This window comes from Pseudomonas sp. JV449, assembly GCF_032424295.1.
Classification (GTDB): Bacteria; Pseudomonadota; Gammaproteobacteria; order Pseudomonadales; family Pseudomonadaceae; genus Aquipseudomonas; species Aquipseudomonas marginalis.
Window position 1 is genome coordinate 13437 of the sequence record NZ_VYKD01000003.1, and the last position, 22314, is coordinate 35750.

The window sequence follows — 22314 nt, forward strand, 5'->3', positions numbered from 1 at the left end:
ACCGCTCTCAACCCCGTAAAATGCCGCGATTGTTTAAAGCACGATACTTTTCAGGGACGAATCCAGACATGCGCATGTTTGCCGTATTCCTCGTCGCCTGCCTGATGGCGGGCTGCGCCTCCAAGCCGGAGTACTACATCTCGCCGGCACCGGTCACCATTCCCAAGAACGCCACGTACTGGCTCGACACGTTTGATGTTGAGGTGGTGGGCAAGAACGAGCGCTTCCTGCCGGATGACAAGGTTCGCCAGCAACTCGGTGTCGATCTGGTCGACCGCCTGCTCAGCGCCAAGCGTTATGCATCCAGCAAGGAAAAGGCCGATTACCTGTTGGATATCAGCATCGTCTACACGCGCCATATCCCCGACTCCAAAGGCGGTCTCTCGACGTTGATCGTTGATGACAACACCATTCTGGCCGCTGTCGATTTCAGCTATCGGGTCAAGGTCAAGAAGGGCGCTGGCGAGGTCCTGCATTTTGCCAAGACGCGAAACAACCTTGTGCCTGCCGGCGTGATGGGTGAAGCGCAAAAATGGAAAACCATGGGCGGGATCATCACCAACTCCGGTAACTCGAGCGTCGAGCGTTTTTATACCGGCGTGTTGAGCCGCGACATCGTCGATGATCTGCGCGACATCCCGTCTCGCTAACGTTGCCCACTACCGATTTACCACCCCCAGGAGCACCCCGTGAACACACTGTCCAAAATCCTGCTGTCCGGCCTCACCGCCGCAGCGCTGTTGACCGTGGCCGGTTGCGCCACGGAGAGCAACCGCGCCATGCCGGTGGAACAGGTCGCCAGCGCCAACGTCGCCTATTCCGGCGTGCGTGTGCCCATCGCCGTGGGCAAGTTCGACAACCGCTCCAGCTACATGCGCGGCATTTTCTCCGATGGCGTCGACCGCCTCGGTGGCCAGGCCAAGACCATCCTGATTACCCACCTGCAGCAGACCAACCGCTTCAGCGTGCTGGACCGCGACAACATGGGCGAAATCTCCCAGGAAGCCGCGATCAAGGGCACCGCGCAGAAGCTTAAGGGCGCTGACTACGTCGTGACCGGCGACGTGACCGAGTTCGGCCGCAAAGAGACCGGCGACCGCCAGCTGTTCGGCATCCTCGGCCGTGGCAAGACCCAAGTGGCCTACGCCAAGGTCGCACTGAACATCGTCAACATCAGCACCTCCGAAGTGGTGTACTCCACCCAGGGCGCCGGTGAGTACGCGCTGTCCAACCGTGAAGTGGTCGGCTTCGGCGGCACCGCCAGCTACGACTCCACCCTCAATGGCAAGGTCCTCGACCTGGCCATGCGCGAAGCCATCAACCGCCTGGTCGACGGCATCAACGCCGGCGCCTGGAACCCGCGCAACTGATCAGCAACCCCTCAAGGAGCAGTACACGGATGAGCAAGGCAGTGAAGTCGGCGCTGATGCTGACAGCAATCGCGGCGGTCGCCGGGTGCCAGACGGCGCCCCAGCCCCTGTATCAATGGGAAAGCTACCAGCCGCAGGTTTACGAGTACTTCAAGGGCGAGCCCAAGGAAGCGCAGGTCGAGGCGTTGGAGCGTGATTTGCAAAAGATCAACGCCAGCGGCCGCAAGGCGCCGCCGGGTTACCACGCGCACCTGGGCATGCTGTACCTGAGCATGGGCAAGGATGACCAGATGGTGCAGGAGTTCCGCACTGAGAAGGCGCTGTTCCCCGAGTCTGCCTCGTACATGGACTTCCTGTTGAAAAACGCCAAGACCGGAGTGGCCACTAAATGAGCCTGTTAAAACTCACCGGTGCCTTGCTGGCCCTGGCCTTGCTCGGCGGTTGCGCAGCCCCCAAGACCATTGACTACACCGCGTACAAACAGGCGCGGCCCAAGTCGATCCTGGTACTGCCGCCGATCAACGAGTCGCCGGAAGTGCAGGCCTCGTACAGCCTGGTCTCGCAAGTGACCTACCCGCTGGCCGAAGCCGGCTACTACGTACTGCCGATTGCCCTGGTGGACGAAACCTTCCGCCAGAACGGCCTGACCACCGCCAACGATATCCAGGGTGTGCCACCGGCCAAGCTGCATGACATCTTCGGCGCGGACGCGGCGTTGTACATCACCGTCAGCGAGTACGGCACCAAGTACATGCTGATCTCCAGCGACACCGCCGTGACGGCCTCGGCCAAACTGGTGGACCTGCGCACCGGCACCACCCTGTGGACCGGTTCGGCGCGGGCGTCCAGTGAAGAAGGCAACAACAACGGCGGCGGACTGGTGGGCATGCTGATCACCGCGGCGGTCAAGCAAGTGATCAACAGCTCCACCGATGCGGCGCACCCGATTGCCGGCATCACCAGTGCACGCCTGCTGTCGCCGGGCCAACGCGCGGGGATCCTGTACGGCCCGCGCAACCCGAAGTACGGCACGGACTGATATCCGGATTCTGAGAACACCACAGACCAACTGTGGTGTTATTCGAACCAGGGTTAACCCGAACATCCCGCACCTTGCGTCTGACCTTGTGAACGGATCATTCATTCACGAGGTTCAGCCCATGTCCCGTCCTCTGCTCTTCCTGCGTCCTGCTGCCCAAGGCTTTGCCGTCACCCTGGTGGTGGCGCTGGCCGGGTGTGGGCTGTCTTCATCCCCTGAGTTGGCCAAACCGGCCGAGCCCGTAGCCGAGCTGCAACGCGCGTCGCCCCAGGGCGCCTTGGTCAAGCGCATGGCAATGCCCGCTCCAATGCGCATGCAGGAATCAGCGGCGATGGACTACCGCAGCGAACCCCGCGAGCAATACGCCAACCTGCCGGACAACCCGGTGCATCGCGTGGCCGAAACGCCGGTGTCCACCTTCAGCGTGGATGTCGACACAGGCAGCTACGCCAACGTCAGACGCTTCCTCAACCAAGGCAGCCTGCCGCCCGAAGGCGCTGTGCGACTGGAGGAAATGGTCAACTACTTCCCCTACAACTACGCCTTGCCCACCGACGGCTCACCGTTTGGCGTGACCACCGAAGTCGCCGCCACACCCTGGAACCCGCGCACGAAACTGCTGCGCATCGGCATCAAGGCGTCCGACCGCGCCGTGGCGGACCTGGCGCCGGCCAACCTGGTGTTCCTGGTGGATGTGTCCGGCTCCATGGACCGCCGCGAAGGCTTGCCGCTGGTGCAAAGCACCCTGAAATTGCTGGTGGATCAGTTGCGTGATCAGGACCGGGTTGCGTTGGTGGTCTACGCCGGTGAGTCCCGCGTAGTGCTCAAGCCCACATCGGGGCGCGACAAGGCCAAGATCCGCAATGCCATCGATCAACTCACCGCCGGCGGTTCCACGGCAGGCGCATCCGGCATCGAACTGGCCTACCAGATGGCCCGCGAAGGCTTTATCGACAAGGGCATCAACCGCATCCTGCTGGCCACCGACGGTGACTTCAATGTGGGCGTCAGCGACTTCGACAGCCTCAAGCAAATGGCCGCCCGCCAGCGTAAAAGCGGCGTGTCCCTCACCACCCTCGGCTTCGGTGTGGATAACTACAACGAACACCTGATGGAACAACTGGCCGATGCCGGCGATGGCAATTACGCCTATATCGACAACCTGCGCGAAGCCCGCAAGGTGCTGGTGGACCAGCTCAGTTCAACCCTGGCGGTGGTCGCGCGGGATGTGAAAGTGCAGGTGGAATTCAACCCGGCACAGGTCAGCGAGTATCGACTGCTGGGCTATGAAAATCGCGCGCTCAAGCGTGAGGATTTCAACAACGACAAAGTCGATGCCGGTGAGATCGGCGCAGGGCATACCGTGACCGCGCTGTATGAAATTGTGCCGAAGGGCCAGAGGGGCTGGTTGGAGCCCTTGCGCTACGCCACTGCGCCTGCAGCCGAAGGTAAATCCGACGAACTGGCGATGCTGCGCGTGCGCTACAAGCCCGCCACGGGCGGTGACAGCCGCTTGATCGAACGGCCCATCCGCCACGAAACCACCCAGGCCAGCGACGACCTGCGCTTCTCGGCGGCGGTGGCCGCCTTCGCCCAACAGCTCAAGGGCGATGGCCGCTACACTGGCAGCATGAGTTTGAAGGACACCGCCGCATTGGCCCGCTCGGCCCGGGGCGATGACCCCTTTGGTCTGCGCAACGAGTTCGTGCAACTGGTGGAACTGGCCCAAAGCCTGAAACCCTGATCTTGAACGCAACAGCGTTAACTTTACAAAAGGAGTTCGCCCCCTGCATGGCTGTTCCAGATGATCCATCCAGCGACGAATCGCTGCTGGCCCGCTACCGCAACGGCGACGCTGCCGCGTTCGAAGCCTTGTACGCCAGGCACCGCCAAGGCCTCTACCGCTTCCTCGTGGCCCTGAGCAACAAGGCCGAACTGGCCGAGGAAATCTACCAGGAGACCTGGCTCAGCCTGATCCGCAGCAGCACCCAGCCACAAGGCCGGGCGAGCTTTCGTACGTGGTTATTCCAGATCGCCCGCAACCGTCTGATCGATTATTGGCGCAAGCACGGCATCCATAACCCACTACACGACAGCTACGACGAGCAACTGCACGCCCAGGCCGACGACAGCGCCGGCCCTGAGCAACAGCTGAGCCTGAGCCGCGACCAGGCGCGCCTGGACGCCGCCCTGCAAGCCTTGCCCGAAGACCAGCGCGAAGTCTTCCTGCTACGCCTGCACGGCGACCTCGAAGTGCCGCAAATCGCCGCCCTCACCGGCGCCCCGCTGGAAACCGTAAAAAGCCGCCTGCGTTACGCCCAGCAGAAACTGCGCCGCCTGCTGGCCGAGGAGATACTTGCATGACCGACTCCCGACACACGCCCGACACCGACGACGTGCTGATCCAGCATTACCGTCAACACAGCAGCGGCGAGCCGCCCGCGTCCCTCGACGCCCTCATCCTCAACGCCGCCCGCCGCGAGGCCCCGGCGCCGCAACCGAGCCTGTGGCAACGCTGGCTGCAAGCCTGCCAACGCCCGCGCTGGCAAATGGCATTCGCCACCGTGGCCGGCTTGGCGCTGATGATCGGCGTGGTCACGCGCTCGCCAGTGCCACAACCCGAAATCTCCACGGCGACCTTCTCCGCCCTGCACGAGGAAGCCGCCCGCCCGGCGCCGCAAGCGTTGTCCGCACCGGCGCCGATGGCGCGCATCGCCGCCGCGCCCAAGGCTGAACGTGCGCCGGTTCAGGCTGAGATGGCAGGTGCGCTGGCAGATGAATCGAGCGCCAGGCTCAGCAAGCGCGCGCCGTCAGCGTTGCCGTCGCTGGAGCAAGAGTTACAGGCGATCGTGCGCTTGCGGGAAGCGGGTGAAAGCAAAGCCGCGGATGAAAAATTGCTGGCGTTGCACGCGCGCTTCCCCGAGGAAGACCTGCCCGCACGGCTGGAGGCGCTGCGCACGCATTGACCACAAAAAAAGAACAGGCCACCGGTAACCTGTGGCTTGCGGGGCAAGCCCGCTCGCCACAGTGCCCTCAAGCCCCGTCTTCAACGCCGCGCATCAAAAACCATGCGCACCGCCAGGCCAGCCAGCACCGTCCCCATCAACCAGCGCTGCACCAACTGCCAAACCGGCTTGGCCGCCAGGAAGGTCGCGATGGAACCGGCCATGATGGCGATCACAGCATTCACGCTCACACTGATCATGATCTGGGTAAACCCCAGTACGATGGATTGTGTCAGCACGCTGCCGTGGCCAGTGGGGGAGATGAACTGGGGCAGCAATGACAGATACATCACCGCGACTTTCGGATTCAACAGGTTGGTCACAAAGCCCATCATGAACAGCTTGCGTGGGCCGTCCCTGGGCAAGTCGCGCACATGAAACGCCGAGCGCCCGCCGGGCTTGACCGCTTGCCAGGCCAGGTACAACAGGTAAAGCGCACCGCCGAGCCGGAGTGCGTCATACGCATACGGCACCGCCATCAGCAGCGCGGTAATCCCCAGCGCCGCGCACAGCATATACACGACGAAACCCAGCGCCACGCCGCCGAGTGAAATCAACCCGGCCAGCGGCCCCTGGCAGATCGAGCGCGAAATCAGGTAGATCATGTTTGGGCCGGGCGTCAGCACCATGCCAAGGGAAATCAGACCATACGCCAGCAGGCTCGACAGTTCGGGCATGGGTTAACTCCTGTAGGTTGAGCGCGTCGTTGCGCAGGTTGGATGCGCCTGATGGTAGGGCGGGAGCAGGGCGCGCGTTAGATACAGATCGGCTGACAAAACGTCATACAGGGGGCTTGGGCCGCTTGAGCACCCTTGGTTGGCGCCGGTCCGTCAGTTAAGGGCGAACACCCTACTTGTGGTGAGCGGGCTTGCTGTGGTGAGCGGGCTTGCCCCGCGCTGGGGTGCGAAGCGCCCCTATTGAAGACGACTGAGGTGGATCAGGCACGCCCCTGGCATCAACGCTTGCAGTGAGACGCAACGTCTCGCGGTCTCGTCGCTACCGTGCGCGATCTGGCATGGCGCGTCTCGTTTGACCTCAATGCCGGCCACCCTTGGATGTTCATTCGGCGGCTCTAGGAGAGGGGCGTCCAGGTGTTTTTGCACAGCTGGCACCGGCCTTGCTCTGGCCACTGGCAACCCACCCGGCGCGCCAGTGCCAACCGTTTCAAGGAGACTTCGCTATGAGCCTTTCGAGCAACTCGCAACGCAGCATGCGTGCCGCTGTCTGGCACGGTCGTAACGACATCCGCGTCGAAGACGTGCCGCTGCCCGTTTCGCCGCCTGCCGGTTGGGTGCAGATCCGCGTGCAATGGTGCGGCATTTGCGGCTCCGATCTGCATGAGTACGTGGCCGGCCCGGTGTTCATTCCGGTCGACGCCCCGCACCCGCTGACCGGGATCAAGGGCCAGTGCATTCTCGGTCATGAGTTTTGTGGCGAGATCGTCGAACTCGGTGCCGGCGTACAGGGCTTCAGCGTCGGCGAGCCGGTGGCGGCCGATGCCTGTCAGCATTGCGGCACCTGCTACTACTGCACCCACGGGCTGTACAACATTTGCGAGAACCTGGCCTTTACCGGCTTGATGAACAACGGTGCGTTCGCCGAACTGGTCAACGTGCCCGCCAACCTGTTGTACAAGCTACCGGCGAACTTCCCCGCTGAAGCCGGGGCGCTGATCGAGCCTCTGGCCGTCGGCATGCACGCGGTGAAAAAAGCCGGAAGCCTGCTCGGGCAAAACGTCGTGGTGGTCGGCGCCGGCACCATCGGTCTGTGCACCATCATGTGCGCCAAGGCGGCGGGCGCGGCCCAGGTGATCGCGCTGGAAATGTCCGGCGCGCGCAAGACCAAGGCCCGGGAAGTGGGGGCGACCCATGTGCTCGATCCGAATGAATGCGACGCCCTGGCCGAGGTCCGCCGCCTGACCGGCGGGCTCGGCGCGGACGTCAGTTTCGAATGCATCGGCAACAAACACACGGCCAAACTCGCCATCGACCTGATCCGCAAGGCCGGCAAGTGCGTACTGGTGGGCATCTTCGAAGAACCCAGTGAATTCAATTTTTTCGAGTTGGTGGCCACTGAGAAACAGGTACTCGGCGCGCTGGCCTATAACGGTGAGTTCGCCGACGTGATCGCGTTTATCGCGGATGGGCGGCTGGACATCTCGCCACTGGTGACGGGGCGCATTCAGTTGGAGCAGATCGTGGGCCAGGGCTTCGAGGAACTGGTTAAAAACAAGGAACACAATGTGAAGATCATTGTGTCGCCTGCTCGGGTCTGAAGCGTGGGCTGTGCCCCCACTCCCTACTCCCCAAGCCAGACTGAGGAGGGAAGTGGGGGCAGGATTGTCGGTATGACGCTAAAAATCCTCGCATCCGGCGGCCTTCAATCACGCATCCACGGGCCAGGTGCCGCGACGCACCATCTCCCGGACACGATCAGCGCCGTTGGCCCGAACCAGTAACTCCATGCGTGCTTTCTCGATGTCCTCGGCGCTCCATTGGTCGGTCGCCATCGTGGCTTTTTCATGGGACCAACCGTTGTCGTAGTGACGCACCACATACTGCTGCTGGTATTCCCACATCGACGTCCCGGGAATCGGCGTGACGATAAACGGGTTGGCATACGCCATGCCGGCGCCCATGAGGTTGACCGCGTAATCGATGGTGCGGTCGATCAGCTCCAGGCTCTCTACAAAAGGCTTTTGCCCAGGTCCGCCGGGGGGGTTGACGAACCCCAGCATGAACCCGCCGGTAACCTGAATGCCGTGCTCGGTAAAAATCTCGATGAGCTCGAACGTCGAGTGCTGAATTGCGTTAAGTCGGGATTTGTTGGAATTGACCAGGCTGTCTTCGTTCGCGCTCTCCACCGCGAGGTAGATGTTGTAGCAGCCATTTTCGGCAATCGAGCGAATGAACTTCCTGGCCGTGAGCCCGCCTTTTACTGCCTCGATCACATTGCGATATTGCGGGTTCTTGCGCTCCTTCTCATCCATCTGGTCGATGAAGCGTTCGCCCAAATGCAGCAGGATCAGGTTGAAAAGGCTCAACCCGCCTTCTTCGACCCAGGGCAAGTCATGTTTTTTCAGGAGCTTGCCAACCTCCATCGCATACAACGGGTCATGCATCAGGTGATCGTCCTCGATCAGCACTTCAGTGACCCCCTGTTTCACCAGATCGGCCAGGTGCAGGTCAAACCAGTCCAGGCCAAGTGCACGCCAAGGACCGTTGATTTTCGGGATGTAGCAGAAGTTACAGTTCACGTTGCAGCCAATCGTGGAGAATATCTGCGCCCAGGCGCCATGCTTGCGTACGCGCGCTCCTGAGGAGTGATAAGGCTGCAGGTAATGCTTCATGTCCAGAAAGCTGAAGTCCGGCAAGGGCATGACGCCGAGCCGCTCCTCGAGGTCCTGCCGCTTGGGGATGATGCTCAGGTAGCTGGACTTCTGGGTGGGCCGGATCAGTTGCGCCCGGCTGTCGCGGTACGCCACCCCAGGTACGGCATTGATGTCTGTGCCTTCGTGAGTCAAGGCATCGAGCAGCAGGGTAAAGGCGCGGTCAGCTTCATTGATCAGCGCGAAGTCGAAGGCCGAATCCAGCAGTGCGTTCTTCCAGTCACCACTGGAGTGAGCGCCGCCAGTGACCAGCACCAGGTTGGGATCGAGGGTTTTCACCAGCTCGGCCAACGCCCGTGCATTGCCCCATTGCACGGTGTAGTTGCACTGGATCCCGACAATATCGGGCTGCGCGGTTTCGATGATCTCGCGTATCTGCGTATCGGTCAGGCCGTAGCGGATCAGATGCCCTTGGTCGACCTTGACCAGGCTGTGCTCCTGGGACCAGCCGGCAAAGGGCGAATCGACAATCTGCACGTCATAACCGGCCCGCCGGGCCACCGTGGCGATGCGCAACAGGCCGATAGGCGTACCGGCACGCTTCATCACTTCGAACGTATCAATGCCGATGCGGGCAAATGCGCTGTCGTGCGACGTGGGCTCGATCAGGCGTGTGTAGGGCGGCACAAACAGCAGCACACGAGGCGCCTCGCCATGGGCGCGACGGCGGATGCCGGTTCGGCTGTTCTGCAACGATGGCTTTCCCAGATGACTGAGCAAGGGCCGCGTGGGCGCGACTGAAAAACTCGGCCCGTCGCTCTCGATCCTCAGGGTTCCCTGCGAAGCTATCAAGTTCATTTCCCTGTCTCCTTACCCGTCGAGATCAACGCGAGGTCGTGCGTGAGCGTGAAGTGGCGATGACCGCCCCCGTAATGATCAACACCGCGGGAATCATCAAGATCGGCTTGGCATCGCTTTGCCCCACGGCAATCAGCAGCAGTGTGGAGAACAGCGGCGCCAGGTAAGACAGGGCGCCCAGCATCGATAGGTTTCCGTGCTTGGTCGCGTGGTCCCAGGCGAAAAAAGCCAGGCCTACCGGGCCCAAACCCAGGGCAATGATCGCCGCCCACTGGCCCGGCTCAGGCCGCACCGTGGTTTCGAACGCCAGGTGGCAGAGCCCCCCGGCCACAGCCACCAGCCCGCAAATACCCCCGACTATGCTGCTCGGAACATGGCTGAACCGCCGGTTGAACACCGAATAAATCGCCCAGACCCAGGCACACGCAAAGGCGGCGGCGTAACCGATCACCGGCATCGACGCACTGTCACTCCGGGCCCGCAGCTGCATGATGAAGGCCGTCCCCGCCAGGCCGAGCAAGGCGCCCAACAGCTGGCGCTTGCGCAGCGACTCGCCGGTGGCAAAGCTCGACAGCAGCACGATCAGCAGCGGCCACAGGTAGGCAATCAGGCTGGCTTCAGCCGCAGGCGCGGCCTTCAGGGCAAAGAAATACAACGCGTGATAGACGAAGATCCCGGCAAACCCCGTCGCCCACACAGACCAGGGCTGGCGCCAACTGCTGAACCCTGCTGCGCCACGCAGCCCCAGCACGCACAGGCTGGCCACGAACGCGACCGCGAAGCTCAAAGCCAGCAACTGAAAGGCCGGGATCCCGGCGGTCAAGGTGGTCAGAAGCGCCAGGCACGCCCACAAAAAAACGGCAATCACCCCGATCAGCGTCGCACTGGCGGTGCCCTTGGCAAGGGTGATGGATGGGTTGGAAGTGCTCATGCAAGCCCCGTCTGCGGATAATCCTCAAGCGGGAACAATAGAAAGGTCGAGAGAGCGAGTATTGATCAGGCCCGCCGAAGAATTGTTCGGGACTGCTGTTTTTTCAGTGATCTCGCCCTTGTTTACGCACCACAGCCGGCGTCAGATGGCGGGCTTTCTTCAGGGCATGGGTTAACGCACTCTGGTCGGCGTACCCGGCGCGATGCGCAATATCAATGATCGACATAGACGTTTGGCGCAGCAGGTCAATGGCCAGATTCAGGCGCAAGTTCGCGATATGCGAGAACGGCGTTGTGTTCAGGTGCTGCCCAAACAGCACATACAAGCGCCGCTCACTGGTGCCCGCATAACGCGCAATATCATGCGCCGTCAGGGCCGTGCCCAAGTGCTGCTCGATGTAGGCCAGCGCGCGAGCAAGAATGAACTGACCGGGATCGCTCCGCGCAACCTCGGGCTGCAATAACGAACACAACAGCAACCGACTCCAGGACTCGGCCATCGCGAGCGAGCCGACCAACTGTGGCCCGTTGCAACTGGCGTAATCGAGCAAATGCCGTATATCGGGCCTGACCGCAAAAAAGCGCTTGTCGTTGAGTGGGTCAAATGACGCAACCGTACCCTTCTGCGCCTCGCCACGCTCGGTCGAGACGTCCAGCACCAGGAAACGGTTATGGGTGTTGGCCAGGAAGGTATGCCGGGCCCCAGCAGAAATCACCACCCCCTGGCTTGCATCGACCTTGCCGCCTCGTCCGTCGACCTCAATCTCCATCGACCCGGATTGAGGGAGGACGATTTGATGGAAGTCATGCTGGTGAAGCTCGACCTGACCTGAGTAAGAGCGCAATGAGAGGGAGAGCGATTGGGGGGTGGTGGTGCTCATCCGTGAGTCTCCGGGGGTGAGGGGGTTAGCGTACGTTACTGTTGTGTTTGGATGCCAGATTGTATTTAGGGGGGAGTTTGACTGGGGGGGTGTTGCTGGGCTTGGGGGTTGTGTTTATGAGGACGTTAAGGCGTGTGATTAAAAGGCGCGACAGGGGGGGCACGGACCGTCAGAAACAAGAAAGCCCGCACAGGGCGGGCTTCTTGGGGTGTTTCGTAGACTGTCTGAGACAGCCCGAGACTGCTATATGGTGCACCCGGCGGGATTCGAACCCACGACCCCTGCCTTCGGAGGGCAGTACTCTATCCAGCTGAGCTACGGATGCTTGTGCGGGCGACATCATACCCATGTCGACCTTGGGCGTCCATGCCGGTCTTTGGCCGTTCAAACGTAGGCATTTGCCGCGCGGAGGCCCTGCGCCGGGCGCCGTTGGTCAACACGGCGGAACGCGCTCGAATCACGCTGATCAGAAAAGTCCGGCAAATGCGCCGTTTTCGTTCTTTTTTTCGAACAGACTATTGCCCTGTACCCCCATTGATCCTAGGATTCGTTTGAGATTTCAAACGCTCTGTCTCTCGTGCGTGCGCTATTCACTGATCGCGCGCGCGGGGGCTGATTTCCCTGACGGCAGCCCACAAGGCGCCTTTCAACAACTCTAATTCGCTCCGCGCGCGCGCGGTGCTGTTAAGGAAAGCCGACATGCAGCTCAAAGATTCCCAGTTGTTCCGCCAGCAGGCCTTTATCGATGGCGCTTGGGTGGATGCGGACAACGGATCGACCATCAAGGTCAACAACCCGGCCACGGGCGAGATTATCGGCACCGTGCCAAAGATGGGCGCCGCGGAAACCCGCCGCGCCATCGAAGCCGCCGACAAGGCGCTGCCGGCCTGGCGTGCACTGACCGCCAAGGAGCGCGCCAACAAGCTGCGCCGTTGGTTCGAGCTGTTGATCGAAAACCAGGACGACCTCGGTCGCCTGATGACCCTGGAACAAGGCAAGCCATTGGCCGAAGCCAAGGGCGAAATCGTCTACGCCGCGTCCTTTATCGAGTGGTTCGCCGAAGAAGCCAAGCGCATCTATGGCGACGTGATCCCCGGCCACCAGCCCGACAAGCGCCTGATCGTGATCAAGCAGCCTATCGGCGTGACCGCCGCCATCACCCCGTGGAACTTCCCGGCCGCGATGATCACCCGTAAAGCTGGCCCGGCCCTGGCCGCCGGTTGCACCATGGTGATCAAGCCGGCTTCGCAAACGCCGTTCTCGGCCCTGGCCCTGGTTGAGCTGGCGCACCGTGCCGGTATCCCGAAAGGCGTGCTGAGCGTGGTCACCGGCAGCGCTGGCGACATCGGCGGCGAGCTGACCAGCAACCCGATCGTGCGCAAATTGTCCTTCACCGGCTCGACCGAAATCGGTCGCCAGTTGATGGCCGAATGCGCCAAGGACATCAAGAAAGTTTCCCTGGAGCTGGGCGGCAACGCGCCATTCATCGTGTTCGACGACGCGGACCTGGATAAGGCCGTCGAAGGCGCGATCATCTCCAAGTACCGCAACAACGGCCAGACCTGCGTCTGCGCCAACCGCCTGTACATCCAGGATTCGGTGTACGACGCGTTCGCCGAAAAACTCAAAGTCGCGGTGGCCAAATTGAAGATCGGCAACGGTCTGGAAGAAGGCACCACCACCGGCCCGCTGATCGACGAAAAAGCCGTGGCCAAGGTCCAGGAACACATCGCCGACGCCCTGAGCAAAGGCGCCAAGCTGTTGGCCGGTGGCAAGGTCATGGAAGGCAACTTCTTTGAACCGACCATCCTGGTCGACGTGCCGAAAAACGCCGCCGTCGCCAAGGAAGAAACCTTCGGCCCGCTGGCGCCGCTGTTCCGCTTCAAGGACGAAGCCGAAGTGATCGCGATGTCCAACGACACCGAGTTTGGCCTGGCTTCCTACTTCTACGCCCGCGACCTGGGCCGTGTGTTCCGTGTGGCCGAGGCCCTGGAATACGGCATGGTCGGCGTCAACACCGGGTTGATCTCCAACGAAGTGGCGCCGTTCGGCGGCATCAAGGCTTCGGGCCTGGGCCGTGAAGGCTCCAAGTACGGGATCGAGGATTACCTGGAAATCAAATACCTCTGCCTGGGCATCTAAGCCCCGTAAGAGATTGCAGCAAACGCAAAGGGCACGAGAGCGCTGACCCTTTGCGTGTTTCACATCGTTATTCGTAGTGGCCGGGAAAGCTGTGGCAGTCGATCATCGCATGCTGCCGTAGTTGCCTCCCCGCCACGTATTCCTTGAACAACGCCACCCGATGAGTGGCGAATGAGGACTTTATGAGCAAAACCAACGCTTCCCTGATGAAACGCCGCGAAGCCGCTGTACCGCGCGGTGTTGGCCAGATTCACCCGATCTTCGCCGAATCCGCGAAGAACGCCACCGTGACCGACGTTGAAGGTCGCGAATTCATCGACTTCGCCGGCGGTATCGCCGTGCTGAACACCGGCCACGTGCACCCGAAAATCATCGCCGCCGTGACCGAACAGTTGAACAAGCTGACCCACACGTGCTTCCAGGTACTGGCCTACGAGCCGTACGTCGAAGTGTGCGAAAAAGTGAACGCCAAGGTCCCCGGCGATTTCGCCAAGAAAACCCTGTTGGTCACCACCGGTTCCGAAGCCGTTGAAAACGCCGTGAAAATCGCCCGTGCCGCGACTGGCCGTGCCGGCGTGATCGCTTTCACCGGCGCCTACCACGGCCGTACCATGATGACCCTGGGTCTCACCGGTAAAGTCGTGCCTTACTCGGCCGGCATGGGCCTGATGCCCGGCGGCGTGTTCCGCGCGCTGTACCCGAACGAACTGCACGGTGTCAGCGACGACGACTCCATCGCCAGCATCGAACGCATCTTCAAGAACGATGCCGAGCCGCGTGATATTGCCGCCATCATCATCGAGCCGGTCCAAGGCGAAGGCGGTTTCTACGTCGCGCCGAAGCCGTTCATGAAGCGCCTGCGCGAACTGTGCGACAAGCACGGCATCCTGCTGATCGCCGACGAAGTGCAAACCGGTGCCGGCCGTACCGGTACCTTCTTCGCCATGGAACAGATGGGCGTTGCCGCCGACCTGACCACCTTCGCCAAATCCATCGCTGGCGGTTTCCCGCTGGCCGGTGTGTGCGGCAAGGCCGAATACATGGACGCCATTGCCCCAGGTGGCCTGGGCGGCACCTACGCCGGTAGCCCGATCGCTTGCGCCGCTGCGCTGGCGGTGATGGACGTGTTTGAGGAAGAGCACCTGCTGGACCGCTGCAAGGCTGTCGGCGAGCGCCTGGTGACTGGCCTCAAGGCGATTCAAGCCAAGTACCCGGTGATCGGTGACGTGCGTGCCCTGGGCGCGATGATCGCGGTCGAGTTGTTCGAAGACGGCGACAGCCACAAGCCAAACGCCGCAGCCGTTGCCGCCGTGGTGGCCAAGGCGCGTGACAAGGGCCTGATCCTGCTGTCCTGCGGCACCTACGGCAACGTGTTGCGCGTACTGGTGCCGCTGACCTCGCCGGACGAGCAGTTGGACAAAGGCTTGGCGATCATCGAAGAGTGCTTCTCCGAGCTGTAAGCGGCAGTTGGCCTGATCGATAAGAAAAACCCGCTTCGGCGGGTTTTTTTGTGCGTCAGAAGCAAGCCAGCTCTTATCAAATTTAAAATAACTTACTGATTTTAAAGGGTAAAAAAATTCACTCTAAAATCTTGAGTCTTGCATAAACAATTTCAGGCAACCGCATTCTTGTGGTGAGCGGGCTTGTCCCGCGCTGGGGTGCGAAGCGCTCCTAATAAAGACAAAATGCGGTGTATCAGGCACTCCTCTGCGCTTGGTTTTGGGGCTGCTGCGCAGCCCAACGCGGGCGGAGAGACGATTCGACAAGCCCGCTCGCCACAGGTGACGGGTTGTCCGTTCTGTCCCTTAACTGACCGGCATTGGGGCAAGCCCCCTCCCACAGTGATCTGCATTCAGCCAGCGATGACGCGATTCTTGCCCAGGCGCTTGGCCTCATACATGGCGGCATCGGCGCGGGCGAACAGGCTGTCCAGGGTGGAGTCTTCCTCGGTCAGGCTGGCCAGGCCCTGGCTGATGGTCACGCTGAACGCCTGGCCTTCATAGCTGAAACTCAGTTCCTGGATCTCCCTGCCCAGGCGCTCAGCCACTTGCAGCGCCATCTCCGGCGCGCAACCCGGCAGAACGGCCGCGAACTCTTCGCCGCCAATGCGCCCGAACAGGTCGCCACGGCGCAGGACCCCGCGACCGCTCTCGGCGATACGCCGCAGCACCTGGTCGCCCTCCAGGTGGCCGTAGGTGTCGTTGACGTCCTTGAAGTCATCGATGTCCAGCAGCAGGAAGGCCAGCGGCGCGCCTTGGGCGCAGGCGCTGTCGAAGGCCTGGTTGGCGCATTCGAAGAAGTGTCGGCGGTTGCTGCTCTGGGTCAGCACATCGGTGGTGGCGAGACGGTGCAGCTCCAGTTCCAGCTGTTTTTTTTCCGTGATGTCTTCGGCCATGCCGACGACGATCACCGGCTCGCCGGGTTCGACCTGCTGGTTGATGTAGCACTTGTCGCTCAGCCAGCGGATCTGCCCGTCGGCGGTGATGATGCGGTACTCGCGGTCTTCCACGGCTCCCTGCTCCAGCACGCGCGCCAGGCTGTGTTCGGCGTAGTCGAGGTCTTCGGGGTGAATGCTGTTGCGCCATTCGCGGTGGTCGGCCAGCAGCAGGCCGGCGGAACGTCCAAAAATCCGCTCGTATGCCGGGCTCACGTAGAGCACGCGGCGGGTTTGCCAATCTATGGCCCACAGCACGGCGTTTACGCTGACCAGCAGAGAACTGAGCAATTGTTCGCGCTCACTCAGTCGCTCGACTTCGCCCTGGGCATGTACCAGTGCCAGCAGGGTTGCTGCCGCGGCCGGACGCGGAGGGTCAGCGGTAGGGCTGTCGGCGGTGAAGGGCTTTTCGAGAACCATCGGCACAACTCTCTCTGGGCGCGCCGCAAGATCGAGCAGCGGTCACTACAAGGGGCCACCATGATGGCGAAGTGTTCATTGAGAGAGGCGAATTGCAGTGAAGTTCCGTCAACAGGCTCGATTGACGGTGTCCGAGAAATGGCGCCAAAAAGCTGATGGGTGGGAGGGCAAGCCCTCCCACGCGACTGTCAGACCGCCGCAGGACGCAGCGAATAGGTCTTCAATTGGTGGGCAAAATCCCGCAGGGACTGGATGCCGCTGGCTTCGGCCTCGTGCACCCATTCCTTGATGGCGGCGAGCATGTCGTGGCCGTTGGAGCTGGTCTTGAGCCAGATCTGCTGCAGCGCCAGGCGTTTTTCGTAGATCACTTTCAGCGCCTGGCTGTGTTCCAGCATGCTCTGGATACGCAGGTGGTGGCGGTCATCCAGCAGGCTGGTTTCCCGCGACAGCAGGCGTTTGGCGCGGTGGAACTGGTGGCGCACCGAGTGATCGACTTTTTCCAGCTCCTGCTTGACCAACGGGCCGATCACCAACTTGCGGTACTGGGCCATGATCTGGAAGCGGTTGTTGAGGATCGCCATGGCGGTGTCCATGTCCAGGTGACCCTTGCCTTCCACGCGGTGGGCAATCGGTGCCACGCGCTGCACCTTGGCCAGGCGCAGGAAGCTGAACACCTTGATCCATGCCCAGCCCAGGTCGAATTCCCACTTCTTCACCGACAGCTTGGCCGAGTTGGGGTAGGTGTGGTGATTGTTGTGCAGCTCTTCGCCGCCGACGATGATGCCCCACGGCACCAGGTTGGTGGCGGCGTCACGGCATTCGAAGTTGCGGTAGCCCACGGCGTGGCCCAGGCCATTGATCACGCCGGCGGCCCAGAACGGAATCCACATCATCTGGATTGCCCAGATGGTGATGCCGATGGCGCCGAACAGCAGCAGGTCGATCACGCTCATGATCGCCACACCCAGCAGCGGATAAGGAGTGTAGATCTTGCGCTCGATCCAGTCGTCCGGGCAGTTCTTGCCGTAGATGCGCAGGGTCTCGGGGTTTTCGGCCTCGGCACGGTACAGCTCGGCGCCTTTGCGCAATACGGTGGACAGGCCCTTGATCACCGGGCTGTGCGGGTCGTCGACGGTCTCGCACTTGGCGTGGTGCTTGCGGTGGATGGCGGTCCACTCGCGGGTGTTCTGCGCCGTGGTCAGCCACAGCCAGAAGCGGAAGAAGTGTTTCAGGCCGGCATTGAGCTCCAGGGAGCGATGGGCTGAATAGCGGTGCAGATAGACCGTGACCCCAACGATGGTCACGTGGGTCATCAACAGGGTGACTGCCACCAGTTGCCAGGCCGACAAGTCAAGAAAACCGTTGTACCACATAGGCTGTATGGCCCTCAGATAAAGAAAAGAACAGCACACGCATTATCACTAAGCCTACAGAGAAAACCAGCGGCCCTTTCAGATAAGACTTACGAGATGTTACATATCCTATAATCCCCATTCTTTGTAGGACGATTCTGGGCTTTTAGTAAGGATTACTGGGCATATGCTGTTTTCATACCGAGGAGCCCTGCGTGCTGGGCTGGTATACCTGCTGGCTTCGAGCGTCTGGATAGGCCTCACTCATCGGGTATTGATCGAGTTTCTCGATAATCCGACCGACCTGCACCGGTGGTTGCAGGTGCGCGGTTATGTGTGGGTCGCGCTCAGTGCCTGGTTGATCTACCTGATCTGTGCCCGATCTGCCCGGGCCGACCAGCAGCAACCCTTGAAAGAGAACCGCGAGCGCCTGCGCCAGGCTGCTGCCGTGTTCGATTGCACCCGCGAAGGGGTGTTGGTCACCGACGCCAAGGGCCTGATCGTGCATGTGAACCGGGCCTTCATGGAAATCACCGGCTACCAGTGCGAAGACGTCATGGGCCGGCAGCCGAGCCTGTTCAAGTCCGGTCGCCATTCGTCGAATTTCTATCAACAGATGTTCCAGACCCTGGAACACACCGGTGAATGGAGCGGTGAAATCTGGAATCGGCGCAAAAGCGGTGAGATTTATCCACAGTGGCAAACCATTCGCGTGATTCACGATGACCTGGGCCATATCAGCCATTACGTCGCGGTGTTTTCCGACATCAGCGCCATCAAGGATTCCGAGCACGAACTGGCCCACCTGGCCCACCACGACCCGCTGACCGACCTGCCCAACCGCCTGCTGTTCACCGACCGTGCCGAGCAGGCGCTGGCCTCGGCGCAACTCCACAAGCGCGGCTGCGCCCTACTGTTGCTGGACCTGGATCACTTCAAGATCATCAACGACAGCCTTGGCCATAATGTGGGCGACCAGTTGCTCAAGCTGGTGGGCGAGCGGCTCAAGGCGCTGTTCGGCCCCGGCGTGACCCTGGCGCGCCTGGGCGGGGATGAGTTCGCGGTGCTCGCGGAAAACTGCTCACAGGTGGTGCAGGCGGCGGCTTTGGCACAGCGCATGCTGGATGTGATGAAGCAGCCGTTCATCTTTGACGGCCATCAGCTGTTTATCAGCGCCAGCATTGGCATCAGCCTGTTCCCCAATGATGCCCTGAGCGCCGAGCAATTGTTGCGCAACGCCGATTCCGCGCTCTTCAAGGCTAAAAGCGTGGGCCGCGAAGGCTACGCCTTGTACACCGAAGAACTCACCGCCCATGCGCAGAACCGGGTGGAAATCGCCAGCGAACTGCGCCGCGCCCTCGAACAGCAGGAGTTGCGCGTCTACTACCAACCGGTGCACGACTTGCACACCAGCCGCCTGATCGGCGTCGAAGCACTGGTGCGCTGGCAACACCCCGAGCGTGGCCTGGTGCCGCCGGGTGATTTCATCCCCATCGCCGAACGCACCGGGTTGATTGCCGAGATCGATGGATGGGTGATGGACCAGGCCTGCCGACAGATGTGCCGATGGCTGGCCGACGGCGCGCCGCTGAGCTTTATTGCAATCAATGTATCCAGCCGCCTGTTTGCCCGGCGCGAACTCTACGATCAAGTCGCCCAGGTGCTGCACGATACCGGTCTGGATCCGGCCTTCCTGGAGTTGGAAGTCACCGAAAGCGCGGTGATGGACGACCCCGAAGTGGCCCTGGAACAACTGCACCGCCTGCGCGAACTGGGCTTGCGCCTGGCCATCGATGACTTCGGCACCGGCTATTCCTCCCTGCTGCGCCTCAAGCGCCTGCCGGTGCAGAAACTCAAGATCGACCAGGGCTTTGTCGCCGGGCTGCCGTGGGACGAAGACGATGCCGCCATTGTGCGGGTGGTGATCGCCCTGGCGAAAAGCATGGGCATGCAGGTGCATGCCGAGGGGATCGAACAGGTGGAGCAGGCGCGGTTCTTGTTGGAGCAGCACTGCGATATGGGCCAGGGGTACTGGTTTGGGCGGCCGATGCCGGCGGACGAGATTGATTGGAACTGCGCACCCACTCTCCAGCCTTGAAATGCATTCAAATGTGGGAGGGGGCAAGCCCCCTCCCACATTTGGATATTCACAAGGCGTTATTTCAGCGCTTGGGCGCAAAACAAGCGCGCAACCCCACGTCCTGCCAGAAAATTCTTTCTGGTTATATAAACATTCTTAAATAGTATTTTTAAGAATATCCGCGCTTATCTACTATCGCCCTACGCCGCAAGCAGTGCCGCCACTGCGAGGCACTATTCATTTCAGGAGCGAGACCATGAGCGCATCTCTACGTAGCGTCGACGGCCAGGACGAAGCAGCCATTTTGCGCGAGATCCAGAGCGCCTTGCGCGATCTGCGGTTTGGCGCGGTGGAAATCACTGTGCACAACGCTCAAGTGGTACAGATCGAACGCAAGGAAAAATTCCGTTTGCAGAACCCGGGTAACAAACCGAGCTAAGCAATAACGGCGATAGACCCCGTCACTATAAGAAAAAGCCAACACCCAGAATTTTCAGGAGCTTCTATGTCGTCGATTCGCCGTTATGCCCTGGCCGCCCTGGCCAGCGCCGTGTTTGCCGGTTCCGCGGTTGCCAAGGACTACGAGTTGCTCAACGTTTCGTACGATCCTACCCGTGAGCTGTACCAGGACTACAACGCTGAGTTCACCAACTTCTGGAAACAGTCCCACCCCGGCGATAACGTCAAGATCCAGCAATCCCATGGTGGTTCGGGCAAGCAAGGCCGGGCAGTGATCGACGGCCTGCGCGCCGACGTGGTGACCCTGGCCCTGGCCGGTGACATCGACGAAATCGCCAAGCTGGGCAAGACCCTGCCGGAAAACTGGCAGACCCGCCTGCCGGACGCCAGCACCCCATACACCTCGACCATCGTGTTCCTGGTGCGCAAGGGCAACCCTAAAGGCATCAAGGATTGGGGCGACCTGATCAAGAAAGACGTTTCCGTGATCACGCCTAACCCGAAAACCTCCGGCGGTGCGCGCTGGAACTTCCTTGCCGCCTGGGCCTACGGCCTGAAATCCGGTGGCAGCGAAGCCAAGGCCCAGGAATACGTCAAGGAGCTGTTCAAGCACGTGCCGATCCTCGACACCGGCGCGCGCGGTTCGACCATTACCTTCGTCAACAACGGTCAGGGCGACGTGTTGCTGGCCTGGGAAAACGAGGCGTTCCTGGCCCTGAAAGAAGACGGCGGCGCCGACAAGTTCGACATCGTCGTGCCGTCCCTGTCGATCCTTGCGGAGCCGCCGGTGGCCGTGGTCGACAAGAACGCCGAGAAAAAGGGCAACACCGAGATCGCCACTGAATACCTCAAGCACCTGTACAGCCCGGCTGGCCAGGAGATTGCGGCGAAGAACTTCTACCGCCCACGGGATGCAAAAGTGGCCGCCAAATACGCCCAGCAGTTCCCGAAACTGGACCTGGTGACTATCGACAAAGACTTCGGCGGCTGGAAAACTGCCCAGCCGAAATTCTTTAACGACGGTGGCGTGTTCGACCAGATCTACACGGCGCAGTAAGCCAAAGTACCGGTAGGAGCGAGCTTGCTCGCGAAGATCGTCAACGATGACGCGGGCATTCTGAATGAGCGCGGTGCCCTTGAGGTCTTCGCGAGCAAGCTCGCTCCTACAGTGGTTTCTACCTTTAACCAAGGACTCTTATGTCGCGTCGTATTTCCCCCGTCATACCCGGCTTCGGGCTGACGCTGGGCTACACCGTGGTGTACCTCAGCCTGATCGTACTCATCCCCCTCGCGGCGATGTTCGTACACGCCGCTCAACTCACCTGGGATCAGTTCTGGAACATCATCTCCGCACCCCGTGTGCTGGCGGCGTTGAAGCTGAGCTTCAGCACCGCGCTGTACGCCGCCCTGATCAACGGCGTGATCGGCACGCTGCTGGCCTGGGTGCTGGTGCGCTACACCTTCCCCGGCCGCAAGATCATCGATGCGATGATCGACCTGCCGTTCGCCCTGCCCACCGCCGTGGCCGGTATTGCCCTGACTGCGCTGTACACGCCGACCGGCCTGGTGGGCCAGTTCGCCGCCGACCTGGGCTTCAAGATCGCCTACAGCCCCTTGGGCATCACCCTGGCGCTGACCTTCGTGACCCTGCCGTTCGTGGTGCGCACGGTGCAGCCGGTACTCGCGGATATCCCCCGGGAAATCGAAGAAGCCGCCGCCTGCCTGGGCGCCAAGCCGTTGCAGGTGTTCCGCTACATCCTCGTCCCCGCGCTGCTGCCCGCCTGGCTGACCGGTTTCGCCCTGGCGTTTGCCCGTGGCGTCGGTGAGTACGGTTCGGTGATTTTCATCGCCGGCAACATGCCGATGAAAACCGAGATCCTGCCGCTGCTGATCATGGTCAAGCTCGACCAGTACGACTACCGCGGCGCCACCTCCATTGGCGTACTGATGCTGGTGGTTTCCTTTGTCCTGCTGCTGCTGATCAACTTGTTGCAGCGGCGCATCGAACGTCCATAA

At 61.3% G+C, this 22314-nt stretch carries 20 protein-coding genes and 1 tRNA gene; 14 read left to right on the forward strand and 7 right to left on the reverse strand.

Features of this window, described 5'->3' with window-relative positions; all coding sequences use genetic code 11:
• Nucleotides 1–68 precede the first annotated feature (68 nt).
• The 7 genes from F6S08_RS01505 (at nucleotide 69) to F6S08_RS01535 (ending at nucleotide 5375) form a co-directional block, all read left to right on the forward strand.
• Entirely contained in the window at nucleotides 69–650 is a 582-nt protein-coding gene (locus tag F6S08_RS01505) for a hypothetical protein (RefSeq protein WP_065926307.1), read from the forward strand.
• A gap of 39 nt (nucleotides 651–689) precedes the next feature.
• Nucleotides 690–1370, forward strand: coding sequence for a CsgG/HfaB family protein (locus F6S08_RS01510; protein ID WP_027608087.1), 681 nt, complete (start codon nucleotides 690–692; stop codon nucleotides 1368–1370).
• 29 nt (nucleotides 1371–1399) lie between these two features.
• The gene (locus F6S08_RS01515) at nucleotides 1400–1762 is read left to right on the forward strand and encodes a DUF4810 domain-containing protein (RefSeq protein WP_131697033.1); all 363 of its coding nucleotides are present in this window, start codon (nucleotides 1400–1402) and stop codon (nucleotides 1760–1762) included.
• On the forward strand, nucleotides 1759–2409 hold the full coding sequence (locus tag F6S08_RS01520; protein WP_065926308.1) for a DUF799 domain-containing protein: 651 nt from the start codon (nucleotides 1759–1761) through the stop codon (nucleotides 2407–2409). The genes F6S08_RS01515 and F6S08_RS01520 overlap by 4 nt, the downstream gene beginning before the upstream one ends.
• A gap of 121 nt (nucleotides 2410–2530) precedes the next feature.
• A complete protein-coding gene (locus F6S08_RS01525) occupies nucleotides 2531–4153 on the forward strand; it encodes a VWA domain-containing protein (RefSeq protein WP_315871187.1) in 1623 nt (540 codons plus the stop codon).
• Nucleotides 4154–4200: 47 nt separating this feature from the next.
• The gene (locus F6S08_RS01530; RefSeq protein WP_315871188.1) at nucleotides 4201–4773 is read left to right on the forward strand and encodes an RNA polymerase sigma factor; all 573 of its coding nucleotides are present in this window, start codon (nucleotides 4201–4203) and stop codon (nucleotides 4771–4773) included.
• Nucleotides 4770–5375 carry a hypothetical protein gene (locus F6S08_RS01535; RefSeq protein ID WP_315871189.1) on the forward strand — a complete coding sequence of 202 codons (606 nt, stop codon included), beginning with the start codon at nucleotides 4770–4772 and terminating at the stop codon, nucleotides 5373–5375. Before F6S08_RS01530 ends, F6S08_RS01535 begins: the two co-directional genes overlap by 4 nt.
• Nucleotides 5376–5455: 80 nt before the next feature.
• On the opposite strand, the gene F6S08_RS01540 is transcribed toward F6S08_RS01535, so the two are convergent.
• On the reverse strand, nucleotides 5456–6091 hold the full coding sequence (locus F6S08_RS01540; protein WP_027607878.1) for a LysE family translocator: 636 nt from the start codon (nucleotides 6089–6091) through the stop codon (nucleotides 5456–5458).
• 533 nt (nucleotides 6092–6624) lie between these two features.
• Between F6S08_RS01540 and F6S08_RS01545 the strand changes: the two genes are divergently transcribed.
• Complete coding sequence (locus F6S08_RS01545; RefSeq protein WP_227451536.1) at nucleotides 6625–7689, forward strand: 2,3-butanediol dehydrogenase; 1065 nt, start codon at nucleotides 6625–6627, stop codon at nucleotides 7687–7689.
• A gap of 108 nt (nucleotides 7690–7797) precedes the next feature.
• Here F6S08_RS01545 and F6S08_RS01550 read toward each other — a convergent pair whose 3' ends face one another.
• The 4 genes from F6S08_RS01550 to F6S08_RS01565 form a co-directional block, all read right to left on the reverse strand.
• The gene (locus F6S08_RS01550; RefSeq protein WP_065948556.1) at nucleotides 7798–9600 is read right to left on the reverse strand and encodes a B12-binding domain-containing radical SAM protein; all 1803 of its coding nucleotides are present in this window, start codon (nucleotides 9598–9600) and stop codon (nucleotides 7798–7800) included.
• 25 nt (nucleotides 9601–9625) lie between these two features.
• Nucleotides 9626–10531, reverse strand: a complete 906-nt coding sequence (locus F6S08_RS01555) for a DMT family transporter (protein WP_315871190.1) — start codon at nucleotides 10529–10531, stop codon at nucleotides 9626–9628.
• A 103-nt stretch (nucleotides 10532–10634) separates the two neighbouring features.
• Nucleotides 10635–11411: a helix-turn-helix domain-containing protein gene (locus tag F6S08_RS01560; RefSeq protein ID WP_137212706.1), complete on the reverse strand. Its 777-nt coding sequence runs from the start codon at nucleotides 11409–11411 to the stop codon at nucleotides 10635–10637.
• A gap of 248 nt (nucleotides 11412–11659) precedes the next feature.
• A tRNA-Arg gene (locus F6S08_RS01565) sits at nucleotides 11660–11736 on the reverse strand.
• Nucleotides 11737–12110: 374 nt separating this feature from the next.
• Here F6S08_RS01565 and gabD point away from each other — a divergent pair.
• Together gabD and gabT are read left to right on the forward strand one after the other, a co-directional pair.
• On the forward strand, nucleotides 12111–13553 hold the full coding sequence (gene gabD / locus F6S08_RS01570) for an NADP-dependent succinate-semialdehyde dehydrogenase (RefSeq protein ID WP_065948543.1): 1443 nt from the start codon (nucleotides 12111–12113) through the stop codon (nucleotides 13551–13553).
• Between the two features lie 182 nt (nucleotides 13554–13735).
• Complete coding sequence (gene gabT, locus F6S08_RS01575; RefSeq protein ID WP_065926318.1) at nucleotides 13736–15013, forward strand: 4-aminobutyrate--2-oxoglutarate transaminase; 1278 nt, start codon at nucleotides 13736–13738, stop codon at nucleotides 15011–15013.
• A gap of 392 nt (nucleotides 15014–15405) precedes the next feature.
• Here the strand turns inward: gabT and F6S08_RS01580 are convergent, their stop codons facing one another.
• Both F6S08_RS01580 and desA read right to left on the reverse strand, forming a co-directional pair.
• The gene (locus F6S08_RS01580) at nucleotides 15406–16407 is read right to left on the reverse strand and encodes a sensor domain-containing diguanylate cyclase (RefSeq protein ID WP_065926319.1); all 1002 of its coding nucleotides are present in this window, start codon (nucleotides 16405–16407) and stop codon (nucleotides 15406–15408) included.
• Between the two features lie 188 nt (nucleotides 16408–16595).
• Complete coding sequence (gene desA / locus F6S08_RS01585) at nucleotides 16596–17780, reverse strand: delta-9 fatty acid desaturase DesA (protein ID WP_315871191.1); 1185 nt, start codon at nucleotides 17778–17780, stop codon at nucleotides 16596–16598.
• Between the two features lie 166 nt (nucleotides 17781–17946).
• Between desA and dibA the strand changes: the two genes are divergently transcribed.
• The 4 genes from dibA to cysT all read left to right on the forward strand — a co-directional run bounded on the left by dibA (nucleotide 17947) and on the right by cysT (nucleotide 22314).
• A complete protein-coding gene (gene dibA, locus F6S08_RS01590; protein WP_065926321.1) occupies nucleotides 17947–19857 on the forward strand; it encodes a phosphodiesterase DibA in 1911 nt (636 codons plus the stop codon).
• Nucleotides 19858–20095: 238 nt separating this feature from the next.
• Nucleotides 20096–20278, forward strand: a complete 183-nt coding sequence (gene oscA, locus F6S08_RS01595) for a sulfur starvation response protein OscA (RefSeq protein WP_003170956.1) — start codon at nucleotides 20096–20098, stop codon at nucleotides 20276–20278.
• A 66-nt stretch (nucleotides 20279–20344) separates the two neighbouring features.
• Complete coding sequence (locus F6S08_RS01600) at nucleotides 20345–21355, forward strand: sulfate ABC transporter substrate-binding protein (RefSeq protein ID WP_053137687.1); 1011 nt, start codon at nucleotides 20345–20347, stop codon at nucleotides 21353–21355.
• Between the two features lie 140 nt (nucleotides 21356–21495).
• Nucleotides 21496–22314 carry a sulfate ABC transporter permease subunit CysT gene (gene cysT / locus F6S08_RS01605; RefSeq protein ID WP_027607868.1) on the forward strand — a complete coding sequence of 273 codons (819 nt, stop codon included), beginning with the start codon at nucleotides 21496–21498 and terminating at the stop codon, nucleotides 22312–22314.

Excerpts from the sequence above, each read along its gene's own strand:
- F6S08_RS01505 (WP_065926307.1), top strand. The coding sequence starts at position 69 with ATGCGCATGTTTGCCGTATTCCTCGTCGCCTGCCTGATGGCGGGCTGC.
- F6S08_RS01515 (WP_131697033.1), top strand. The coding sequence starts at position 1,400 with ATGAGCAAGGCAGTGAAGTCGGCGCTGATGCTGACAGCAATCGCGGCG.
- F6S08_RS01520 (WP_065926308.1), top strand. The coding sequence starts at position 1,759 with ATGAGCCTGTTAAAACTCACCGGTGCCTTGCTGGCCCTGGCCTTGCTC.
- F6S08_RS01525 (WP_315871187.1), top strand. The coding sequence starts at position 2,531 with ATGTCCCGTCCTCTGCTCTTCCTGCGTCCTGCTGCCCAAGGCTTTGCC.
- F6S08_RS01530 (WP_315871188.1), top strand. The coding sequence starts at position 4,201 with ATGGCTGTTCCAGATGATCCATCCAGCGACGAATCGCTGCTGGCCCGC.
- F6S08_RS01535 (WP_315871189.1), top strand. The coding sequence starts at position 4,770 with ATGACCGACTCCCGACACACGCCCGACACCGACGACGTGCTGATCCAG.
- F6S08_RS01540 (WP_027607878.1), bottom strand. The coding sequence starts at position 6,091 with ATGCCCGAACTGTCGAGCCTGCTGGCGTATGGTCTGATTTCCCTTGGC.
- F6S08_RS01545 (WP_227451536.1), top strand. The coding sequence starts at position 6,625 with ATGCGTGCCGCTGTCTGGCACGGTCGTAACGACATCCGCGTCGAAGAC.
- F6S08_RS01550 (WP_065948556.1), bottom strand. The coding sequence starts at position 9,600 with ATGAACTTGATAGCTTCGCAGGGAACCCTGAGGATCGAGAGCGACGGG.
- F6S08_RS01555 (WP_315871190.1), bottom strand. The coding sequence starts at position 10,531 with ATGAGCACTTCCAACCCATCCATCACCCTTGCCAAGGGCACCGCCAGT.
- F6S08_RS01560 (WP_137212706.1), bottom strand. The coding sequence starts at position 11,411 with ATGAGCACCACCACCCCCCAATCGCTCTCCCTCTCATTGCGCTCTTAC.
- gabD (WP_065948543.1), top strand. The coding sequence starts at position 12,111 with ATGCAGCTCAAAGATTCCCAGTTGTTCCGCCAGCAGGCCTTTATCGAT.
- gabT (WP_065926318.1), top strand. The coding sequence starts at position 13,736 with ATGAGCAAAACCAACGCTTCCCTGATGAAACGCCGCGAAGCCGCTGTA.
- F6S08_RS01580 (WP_065926319.1), bottom strand. The coding sequence starts at position 16,407 with ATGGTTCTCGAAAAGCCCTTCACCGCCGACAGCCCTACCGCTGACCCT.
- desA (WP_315871191.1), bottom strand. The coding sequence starts at position 17,780 with ATGTGGTACAACGGTTTTCTTGACTTGTCGGCCTGGCAACTGGTGGCA.
- dibA (WP_065926321.1), top strand. The coding sequence starts at position 17,947 with ATGCTGTTTTCATACCGAGGAGCCCTGCGTGCTGGGCTGGTATACCTG.
- oscA (WP_003170956.1), top strand. The coding sequence starts at position 20,096 with ATGAGCGCATCTCTACGTAGCGTCGACGGCCAGGACGAAGCAGCCATT.
- F6S08_RS01600 (WP_053137687.1), top strand. The coding sequence starts at position 20,345 with ATGTCGTCGATTCGCCGTTATGCCCTGGCCGCCCTGGCCAGCGCCGTG.
- cysT (WP_027607868.1), top strand. The coding sequence starts at position 21,496 with ATGTCGCGTCGTATTTCCCCCGTCATACCCGGCTTCGGGCTGACGCTG.